This is a genomic window from Pseudomonas sp. Sample_14 (genome assembly GCF_004307515.1).
GTDB classification, from domain to species: Bacteria; Pseudomonadota; Gammaproteobacteria; order Pseudomonadales; family Pseudomonadaceae; genus Aquipseudomonas; species Aquipseudomonas atacamensis.
Window position 1 is genome coordinate 29,028 of sequence record NZ_RCOC01000094.1, and the last position, 10,595, is coordinate 39,622.

General features: G+C 61.7%; 6 protein-coding genes. 5 read left to right on the plus strand and 1 reads right to left on the minus strand.

The features are described from left to right. Window positions 1–266: 266 nt before the first annotated feature. Complete coding sequence (locus D8U61_RS23525; RefSeq protein WP_130927735.1) at window positions 267–1,892, minus strand: PvdJ/PvdD/PvdP-like protein; 1,626 nt, start codon at window positions 1,890–1,892, stop codon at window positions 267–269. A 208-nt stretch (window positions 1,893–2,100) separates the two neighbouring features. Here D8U61_RS23525 and pvdM point away from each other — a divergent pair, with 208 nt between their 5' ends. The 5 genes from pvdM (at window position 2,101) to D8U61_RS23550 (ending at window position 10,033) form a co-directional block, all read left to right on the plus strand. Next, entirely contained in the window at window positions 2,101–3,465 is a 1,365-nt protein-coding gene (gene pvdM, locus D8U61_RS23530; protein WP_130927736.1) for a pyoverdine-tailoring dipeptidase-like protein PvdM, read from the plus strand. After that, window positions 3,462–4,748 (plus strand): aminotransferase class V-fold PLP-dependent enzyme, encoded by a 1,287-nt coding sequence (locus D8U61_RS23535; RefSeq protein WP_130927737.1) that lies wholly within the window; start codon window positions 3,462–3,464, stop codon window positions 4,746–4,748. Before pvdM ends, D8U61_RS23535 begins: the two co-directional genes overlap by 4 nt. A 36-nt stretch (window positions 4,749–4,784) precedes the next feature. Continuing rightward, window positions 4,785–5,672, plus strand: coding sequence for a formylglycine-generating enzyme family protein (locus D8U61_RS23540; RefSeq protein WP_130927738.1), 888 nt, complete (start codon window positions 4,785–4,787; stop codon window positions 5,670–5,672). A 112-nt stretch (window positions 5,673–5,784) separates the two neighbouring features. After that, window positions 5,785–7,434: a cyclic peptide export ABC transporter gene (locus tag D8U61_RS23545; protein WP_122610322.1), complete on the plus strand. Its 1,650-nt coding sequence runs from the start codon at window positions 5,785–5,787 to the stop codon at window positions 7,432–7,434. 115 nt (window positions 7,435–7,549) lie between these two features. After that, a complete protein-coding gene (locus D8U61_RS23550; protein ID WP_177433363.1) occupies window positions 7,550–10,033 on the plus strand; it encodes a TonB-dependent receptor in 2,484 nt (827 codons plus the stop codon). The last annotated feature ends 562 nt before the right edge of the window (window positions 10,034–10,595 follow it).

Consider the following 10,595-nt stretch of genomic DNA (forward strand, 5'->3'; position numbering starts at 1 on the left):
GAGCGAGCTTGCTCGCGAAGAGGTCCTGTCAGGCACTGATGCATCTGAATGACACACCGCATTCGCGAGCAGGCTCGCTCCCACAAATGGAATTCGGTTTGGACGGAAATCTCCGCCACGAACAAGGCCCGATGTGGGAGCGAGCTTGCTCGCGAAGAGGTCCTGTCAGGCACTGATGCATCTGAATGACACACCGTATTCGCGAGCAGGCTCGCTCCCACAAGTGGATTGCGAACTATTCAGAGAGAGTGTGTGTTTGAACCAATCTAGAGCTGTCGGCCCTTGACCTTCAGGTGCCGCGCATACCAGGGGCGCTGTGGCACTTTGCGGAACAGTTCGGTCATGTTGTCTTCGTCGCCGAAGGTGATACGCAGCGCCAGTTTCATGGTTTCCGGATCCATCTCCACGGAGCGCCCGACTTGCAGGCCGGGCACGGTGCTGCAGCCGTGGGTGTCGGGGCCGAGCCAGGGGTCGGCGATTTCCACCCAGCGCCCCGGTGCAAACCATGGCACGCCGTTGACTTCCAGACGGCTCACTTCGCCCGGATGAAAACGTTCATGGGCGCGGAACCAGTCTTCCAGGCGATCATCGATCCAGCCGTGGAAACGCCAGAACACCGGGTTCACATGGGAGGAAAACGGATCACCGAGAAAGTCGTTTTCCGGCGCATACCAGCGCGCAGCGAAGTCCGCCTGATCACGCGCCATCGGCACCGGAATGTCGTTGGACGGATCCCGTGCCACCGAAGCCCAGCGCATGTGCAGCCAGTCGTGCAGGCCCAGTTCGACTTCCGAACCGAACTGGCCAAGGGTCAATTTCGACAAGTAACGCGGGTCGCGGTACTGCGATTCCCAGACCAGGAAATTGCTCTGGAAAGTCTCCGCCGCTTTGATGTCGCTGACCCATTTGGTGTACTCGTCATCACCTTCGGCCAGCCAGGTCGGCGGCAGTGAGTTCCCGTCGTGGTTGTCGAAGTAACGGGCGAAACCCTGCCGGTCACGTTCCAGCTCAGGCTGCGGCTGCGGGAACGCCGGCCAGGAAGGCAAATCCTGCATCGAACGGGCGATGCCGAGCATGTGCCGATGCATAAAGAAAAAATCCACGCCCGAGCCATTGCGATCCTTGCTTGGCCCACGGGCGTCGCGCTCCTTGTCACGCGGCCCGGGCTGCCAGCCGATGCCGCGCAGCGCTTCGCGTTTTTTCTCCGAGAGCTTGTGCCACTTGTCGCGGGTGGCGTGCCAGAGCTGGTGGAACAGGCGATGCTCGGGCGCCACCAGCCAGGCCAACAGTTGCGGATTGAGCCCAGTGCGTTCACGGGCCTCGGGAAAACGCCGCTTGATGGCGATGAACTGATTGTCCAGCTCGGGCAACGCCAACGGCCGGTCCAGACGCAGCACTTGCCCGGTGAACGTGGCGCTGCCGGCATTGCCGAACGCTGCCCAGACTTCATCCAGTTTGACTTTTAATTCATACACCGGTGGCGCAAGTGGCGCATCGGTGCGCAGCAGGCGCCAATACATCTCGGCGCCGTTGCCCGGTGCCAGATCGCCAATGACTTGATAGCGCACAGGCCCTTCGGCACGCAGATTGGTGCCGGTGTCGAGATAGCCGCGCAAGCCGCGCCCACGATGGGCGATGTCGAGAAACAGCTCCAGACCTTGCGCAGGCAGACCATCAAGCCCCGCCGCCGCACCGGTAAAGCGAATGTCCCAGACCCCACGCAAATTGTCCGCCAGCTGTTGCCCGGCGGTGTCCGCCAGATCGACCGTGGCCTCGCCCGGGGTGATCGGAAACTCCTCGCGAGTCAGTTCACGATGTGCATAAAAAGCGGCAGGCAGCGCGGCGCCCGTGAGTGCCATGCCCGCCATGAACCAGCGTCGAGAGATCGTCATTGCCCTACCTGTGTCAGCCATGAAGCAGGCTTTATCCAAGCTAGAACGTTTGCTCATCGCTGAAATTTACGCCGCCGACAAAACATCATCCGCGCCGCTGCCGGGCATTTGTAACGCACACCTAAATTAGCCGTGCAGCTACTCGTTCTTCCCAGATAGCAAAGGCCCCTGCGCCTGTACCTCGACGGCGAACCTGAATGAGATGGCAATGACAAAACCGCGTTGGAAAAAGGCTCTATTCATCGGCCTGCCGCTGGCCCTGGCGATCAGTGCCGGCGCAGGATTTCTGGCCTGGGATTACTGGAACAACCCCGGCTACCCGGTGAAGGTGATGAAACAGGCGACTGAGTTGCAGGATCGCCTGCTGTCGTTCGACAGCCACATCACCGTGCCGCTGAGTTTCGGCAGCCACGACCACGAAGCCGACAAGGATGGCTCGGGCCAGTTCGACCTCATCAAGGCCAATCGTGGGCGCTTGTCCGGCGCAGCATTGACGGTGTTCGGCTGGCCGGAAATGTGGAACGGCCCGAACGCGCCGCACCGTCCGACCGCGGGTTTTGTCGAAGAAGCGCGCAATCAGCAGGAGGTGCGTTACAAGATCATTTCCGGGATTGTCCGCGACTTCCCCAATCAGGCCGGCATCGCCTACACGCCAGATGATTTCCGCCGTCTGCACGGCGAAGGCAAGTTTGCGATTTTCATCAGCATGCTCAACGCCTATCCACTGGGCAATGACCTGAGCAAGCTCGACCTGTGGGCCGGGCGCGGTATGCGCATGTTCGGTTTCAGTTACATCGGCAACAACAGCTGGGCCGACTCGTCGCGGCCGCTACCGTTTTTCAATGATTCGCCCGATGCCCTCAATGGTCTGTCGGATATCGGCAAACAAGCGGTGCAGCGCTTGAACGATCTGGGCGTGATCATCGACGTGTCGCAGATGTCGACCAAGGCCCTCGAGCAAGTCGCCGAACTGAGCCGCACACCGCTGGTGGCCTCGCACTCGGCGCCAAGGGCGGCAGTGGATATCCCGCGCAACCTCAGCGATAAAGAGCTGCAACTGATCAAGAACAGTGGCGGCGTGGTGCAGGTCGTCGCCTTCTCGCAGTACCTGAAACCGCTGACCCAGGGCACGCAGGACAAACTCAATGGGTTGCGTGCGCGCTTCGATCTGCCGCCACTGCCCAACCTCGCCATGGCGCTGATGCCGGGCGATCCGATCATCACCGCCTGGTCGGAACAGAAGCTCGGCCAGTACGCCAGCGGCCTCTACGCGATCCTCGAAGAAGAACCGAAAGCCACCCTCAAGGACTTCGGCGACGCCATCGATTACACGGTGCGCAAGATCGGTATCGACCACGTCGGCATTGCTTCGGATTTCAACGATGGCGGCGGCATCAAGGGCTGGGAAAACGTCGGCGAGATCCGCAACGTCACCGCCGAACTGCTGCAGCGCGGTTACTCCGAAGCGGACATCGCCAAGCTCTGGGGCGGCAACTTCATGCGCGTCTGGGATCAGGTGCAAAAAGCCGCGAAACCGGCGCTGGCGTCACGCCAGGAGGTGGCTCGACCATGACTGATCGTCGCACTTTCCTCAAGCAGGCCGGCCTGCTCGCCGCCGCCCTGCCCCTGGGCGCCAGCCTGAGTGCATCGGCGGCCATCGCTGCCGCGCCGACTGCGTCGCGGGACAAATGGGCGCAGTTGCGTCAGTTGTTCGATCAGGATCCCCAAGCCATCCACTTCGCCAATTTCCTCGTCACCTCGCATCCGAAACCGGTGCGCGAAGCGATCGAACGCCATCGCGCGGCGCTGGATGTGAATCCGGGTCTGGCGATGGATTGGGATCTGGGCGTCACCGAGAAGCGCGAAGAAAACGTGCGCCACTGGGCCGGCCAGTATCTGCAAGCCAAACCGGCGCAGATCGCGCTGACCGGCAGCACCACCGAAGGCCTGGCGATGATCTATGGCAGTGTGCAGGTGCGCGCGGATCAGGAAATTCTCACCACGGTTCACGAGCACTACTCGACGCGCAACATTCTCGATTTCCGCAGCCGGCGTGACGGCACGCGCGTGCGCAAACTCACCCTGTTCGAAAACCCGCAGAGCATTTCTCTGGATCAGGTGCTCGACACGATCAATCGCAATATCCGCCCCGAGACCCGCGTGCTGGGCATGACCTGGGTGCATTCGGGCAGCGGCGTGAAGCTGCCGATCAGCGAGATTTCGCGGCTGGTCGATGAGCATAACCGTCAGCGCGACGACCAGGATCGGCTGATCTACGTGGTTGATGGTGTGCACGGTTTTGGCGTCGACGACCTGAGTTTCCCGCAGATGAACTGCGACTTTTTCATCGCCGGCACGCACAAGTGGATGTTCGGCCCGCGCGGCACCGGCATCGTCTGCAGCCGCACCGAAGAACTGAAATACGTCAGCCCCAGCGTGCCGACCTTCTCCGAGGCCACGGCCTTCTCGACCATCATGACCCCGGGCGGCTACCACGCCTTCGAGCATCGCTGGGCGCTGGACGAAGCCTTCAAGTTGCACCTGCAACTGGGCAAAGCCGAGGTGCAGAAGCGCATTCATCAGCTCAACAGTTACCTCAAGCAACGCCTGCAAGAGCACCGCAACATCGAGTTGGTGACCCCGCTCGACTCGCAGTTCTCCGCCGGTTTCACCTTCTTCCGGATCAAGGGCCAGGACAGCGATGAAGTGGCCGCCTGGCTGATGCAAAACCGGGTGATCTGCGACGCGGTCAGCCGCGACGTCGGGCCGGTGATTCGCACCGCACCGGGCTTGCTCAACAACGAAGCCGAAGTGGATCGCTTCATGGACATCCTCGGCACCAAGCTGCGTGCCTGACCCTCGACTGCCGTTTTCCTTTCAAAGAGACGACCCATGAAAAAGCCTCACGCGTCACTCCTCTCCAAAGCCCTGCCCGCACTGGCGCTGAGCGCCCTCTGCGGCGCACTGATGCCCGGCACCGCGCAGGCGGCTACCGCGCCCGCTGCGGGCAAAGTGTTCAAGGACTGCAAGGACTGCCCGGAAATGGTCGTGCTGCCGACCGGCAGCTACACCATGGGCACACCGGACGATGAAGTCGGCCGCCAACCCGACGAAGGCCCGCTGCACACCGTGACGTTCAGCAAACCGTTCGCTATCAGCCGCTCGCAGGTGCTGGTGGGCGAATGGGACGCCTATGTGCGCGAGACCGGCAACATACCTTACGACTTCGATGACCGCCCCGGCCGCCGCTGCACCGCCGGCAAACCGGAATTCAAACAGACGCCCCGCGATCCGGCGGTGTGCATGAACGTCGCCGAAGCCCAGGGCTACATCGACTGGCTGTCGAAAAAGACCGGCCACGCCTATCGCCTGCAAAGCGAATCGATCCGCGAATACGCCGCCCGTGGCGGCAGCACCGGGCCTTTCCCCTTCCCGTTCGATGAGGGCAAGGATTACCAAATTTCCAAGCACGCCAACACCTACGGCGCGGCCGACGGCTACAACTTCACCTCGCCGGCCGGCACCTTCCCGGCCAATGCGTTTGGCGTGTTCGACGCCCACGGCAACGTCTACGAATGGACCGCCGACTGCTACCACCCGGACTACTCCGGCGTGCCCGCCGACGGTCGCCCATGGACCCAGGAAAACTGCGAACGCCAGGTCATGCGCGGCAACGACTGGGGCGAAGCGCCGATCTTCTCGCGCTCGGGCAACCGCAACAGCAGCTGGCCGACCAGCAAGGGCGACTGGCTGGGCTTTCGCGTAGTACGCGACCTCTGACACCACTGCCCTCGACGAGCGCAGCCACGCCTGCGCTCGGTTAAAGAAACTCCGCGACCATTCGTTTTCCTTAAGTACCGGCACTCCCTCCGCATCGAAGCAGGAATCCTCCATGACCAAGCCTACGCGTGGGGCGATCAACGAATTGTTCGCCCTGCTCAAGCCCTTCCGCCTGATCGTCTCGGCGTCCATCGTGCTCGGCATGCTCGGCGGCCTGAGCGTCACCGTGCTGCTGGCGACCATCAACAACGCCCTGCATTCCGATGACGGCCTGACCCGCACGGTGGTGATGATCTTCGCCGGCCTCTGTGCCCTGGCCCTGCTGACCACGATCCTGTCGGACATCGGCACCAACTACGTCGGCCAGCACATCATCGCCAAACTGCGCAAAGAGCTGGGGGAGAAAGTCCTGTCGGCGCCGATCGACCAGATCGAACGCTATCGCAGCCATCGCCTGATTCCGGTGCTGACCCACGACGTCGATACCATCAGCGACTTCGCCTTCGCCTTCGCGCCCCTGGCGATCTCCATGACCGTGACCCTTGGTTGTCTCGGCTATCTGGCCATGCTGTCGTGGCCGATGTTCCTGATGATGCTGGTGGCCATCGCCATCGGCACCACCATCCAGGCCATCGCCCGGGCCAAAGGCATGCGCGGTTTCTACGCCGCCCGCGATTCCGAAGACGAACTGCAGAAGCACTACAACGCAATTGCCGAAGGCGCCAAGGAACTGCGCATTCACCGCCCGCGTCGCCAGCGCATGTTCGTCGCCGGCATTCAGAAAACCGCCGAGAAAATCTGCGACACCCAGATCAGATCGATCAACACCTTCGTCATCGCCAAGTCGTTTGGCTCGATGCTGTTCTTCGTGGTCATCGGCATGGCCCTGGCCCTGCAATCGCTGTGGCCGAGTGCCGACAAAGCGGTGATGAGCGGTTTCGTTCTGGTGCTGCTGTACATGAAGGGGCCGCTGGAACACCTGATCAGCACCCTGCCGATCATCAGTCGCGCACAGATTGCCTTCCGTCGCATTGCCGAACTGAGCGAACAGTTCTCTTCACCGGAACCGCACCTGTTGCTGCAGGATCAGGGCAGCAAGCCGGCCGCCGTCAACAGCCTGGAACTGCGCAACGTGCGCTACGCCTTCCCGCCCGTCGAAGGCAGCGAACCGTTCCGCCTCGGCCCGGTGAACCTTCGTATCGAACAGGGCGACATCGTGTTCATCGTCGGTGAGAACGGCTGCGGCAAAACCACGCTGATCAAACTGTTGCTGGGGCTGTATGCGCCGACCGAGGGCGAAATTCGCGTTAACGACAAGCCGATCACTGCGGTCAACCGCGACGATTACCGGCAGAACTTCACCACGATCTTCGCCGACTACTACCTGTTCGATGATCTGGTTCAAGGCGATCGTGAAGTGCCGCAGGATGCCACCCGCTACCTCGAACGTCTGGAGATCGCGCACAAGGTCAGCGTGCGTGACGGCGCCTTCAGCACCACCGACCTGTCCACCGGTCAGCGCAAACGCCTGGCACTGGTCAACGCCTGGCTCGAAGAGCGCCCGGTGCTGGTGTTCGATGAATGGGCGGCGGATCAGGACCCGACCTTCCGGCGGATTTTCTATACCGAGCTGCTGCCCGACCTCAAGCGCCTGGGCAAAACCATCATCGTGATTTCCCACGACGACCGTTACTTCGACGTCGCCGACCAACTGGTGCGCATGGAGGCCGGCAAGGTCAGAAGCGAACTGCAAACCGCTTGATCGAGGCAGCCGCGACCGGGCCGGAGAAAAAACTTTTCCGGTTTGCCGCGGCTTCCTCGTCTTAATGAGATGAATAAGAACCATTAACAACTATACCTGCCAAGGTCTTAACCTCATGTCCGCATCCCGTTTCATGCTTCGCCCTCTGACTCGAGCCCTGCTGATGCACGGCGCGACCCGCACACGCCTGGCCGGTAGCGGCCTGGGTCTGGCACTGACCCTCGCGGCAGCGCCGTATGTCCAGGCCCAGGAATGGACCCTGAACATCCCGGCCCAACCGCTGGCCCAGGCCCTGCAAACCCTCGGTCAGCAGACCAGCCTGCAAATCGTCTACAGCCCGGAAAGCCTGCAAGGCCTGCGCTCCAGCGCCCTCAACGGCCGCTACCAGGATGACGAGTCGCTGAAAGCCATGCTCAGCGGCACCGGCATTCGCTATCAGCGTGACGGCAACACCGTCACCGTGCTCGGCCCGGCCACCGGCGGCAGTGCGATGGAACTGGCGCCGACCAACGTCAACGCCAACCGCCTCGGCGCCACCACCGAAGGCAGCAACTCCTACACCACCGGCGGCGTGACCATCGGCAAAGGCGTGCACTCGCTGAAGGAAACGCCGCAGTCGGTCACGGTGATGACCCGCAAGATGCTCGACGACCAGAACCTCAACACCATCGAACAGGTGATGGAGAAGACCCCGGGCATCACCGTCTACGACTCGCCAATGGGCGGCAAATATTTCTACTCGCGCGGTTTCCGCATGACCGGCCAGTACCAGTACGACGGCGTGCCGCTGGACATCGGCAGCAGCTACGTGCAGGCGGACAGCTTCAACAGCGACATGGCCATCTATGACCGCGTGGAAATCCTTCGCGGCGCGGCCGGCATGATGAAGGGCGCGGGCGGCACCGCCGGCGGCGTCAACTTCGTGCGCAAGCGCGGCCAGGACACCCCGCACACACAGCTGTCGCTGTCGGCCGGGACCTGGGACAACTATCGCGGCCAGGTCGACACCGGCGGCCCGCTGAACGACGCCGGCACTGTCCGTGGCCGCGCCGTGGTGACCCAGCAGACCCGTAAGTATTTCTACGACGTGGCTGAACGCCGTGATCAGATCTACTACGGCGCCCTGGACTTCGACCTCAGCCCCGACACCACCCTCGGTCTGGGCATGGCCTATGAAGACGTCGACGCCACCCCGTGCTGGGGCGGCCTGCCGCGCTACGCCGACGGCTCCGACCTGCACCTGAAACGCTCCACCTGCCTGAACACCTCGTGGAACAACCAGCGCAGCAAACGCGCCACCTACTTCGCCGACGTCAAACACCAGTTCAACGATGACTGGTCGCTGAAAGTCGCCGGTGTCTACTCGCGCAACACTCAGGACATGGAATATTCCTTCCCGAGCGGCACAGTGCCGTTGGGCGCCACAGCCACCAATACGCTGATGCTCGGCAGTACCTATGACTACGATCAGCGCGACTACGGTTTCGATGCTTACGTCGACGGCAAATTCGACGCCTTCGGCCAGCAGCACGAACTGATCGTCGGCGCCAACGCCAGCCGTTCGCACAAGGACGACTTCTACGCAGTGGCGGCATTGCCACAGCGTCAGAACGTGTTCAACCCGAACCACAACATCCCGCAGCCGGATGAAAGCTACTACCTGGCCAACGCCTCCCGTGGCGGCCCGGTGGACATGCACATCAAGCAATACGGCGCTTACTCGATCGCCCGCCTGAAACTCGCCGACCCGATGACCCTGGTACTCGGCAGCCGGGTCAGCTGGTACAAATCCGACACCGATTCGGTGCAGTACTTCCGCGGCGAAGGCACCGAGGTCAACACCCAGTCCACCGAAACCGGCCAGGTCACGCCATTCGCCGGCCTGCTCTACGACCTCAACGACAACCTGACCGCCTACGCCAGCTACACCGACATCTTCACCCCGCAAGGCTCCTACAAAACCATCGACGGCAGCACGCTCAAGCCGCTGATTGGCCAGAGCTACGAATTGGGGATCAAGGGTGAGTGGTACGACGGTCGCTTGAACACCACGTTCAACCTGTTCCGCACCATCCAGAAAGACGCGGCCCAGGATGACCTGCGGTGCGAAGACAGCTCCTGCCAGATCAACTCGGGCAAGGTCCGCGCCCAGGGCTTTGAAGCTGAAGTCAGCGGTGAAGTGATCGACCGCCTGCAATTGCTGGCCGGTTATACCTACACCCAGACCAAAGTACTGGAAGACGCCGATGCTACTCAGGATGGCGCGGTCTACAACTCCTACGTGCCGCGTCACCTGTTGCGCGTCTGGGGCGATTACGCCCTGAGCGGACCGCTGGATCGTGTGACGATTGGTGCGGGTGTCAATGCACAGACGGGCACCTACCGCGTTTCGCCTCTGGGCGGGGACAATGTCGATGGCGCGGGTTATGCGGTCTGGAACGGTCGCATCGGTTATCGGATCGATGACACCTGGTCGGTGGCGTTGAACGGCAATAACCTGTTCGACAAGCGTTATTACGCGACCATTGGTACCGAGGGGTTCGGTAACTTCTACGGGGATCCGCGCAATTTTGTGATGTCGGTGAAGGCTGATTTCTGATTTTTTGATTTGAGCTGTGAGAGAGCCCCGCATTGTGAGATGTGGGGCTTTTTTGTTTTTTGGGATTGGGGGCATATCCGTTGTTGCGGGTGCTGCCGCTGGCGGTTTCGCTCTTACAGCGAGTCACCTTTTCCAAACGCCGGAGTGCCGGCCCGGCGAAAAGGTAACCCAAAAGGCTTTGCCCCGGCGTACGGCCCGCTCGCTAAAGCTCGGAGTACCTTCGTTACGGGACCGATCCGGGCGCAGCCTGCCGAAGGGGCAAGAGATCAAGAGCCAGAGCAAAAGCCCCTCACCCTAGCCCTCTCCCGGAGGGAGAGGGGACTGACCGAGGTGTTCAGGCGAAATACGCCGACTTGCGATATCGAGTCGAATGCAGATTCTGAAAAGCCCGCAAATCGGCTCCCTCTCCCTCGGGAGAGGGCTGGGCGGGCGGCGTTCCGATGAGGGGCGAATCCAACACAGATCCAAAGCAGACCACACGCTTTTCACCACTCAACAATGAGCGTTAGCTCGAGTGCTTTTGATCTTGATCCACCGGCGACGTCGGAAGGCTGAGTGGAGG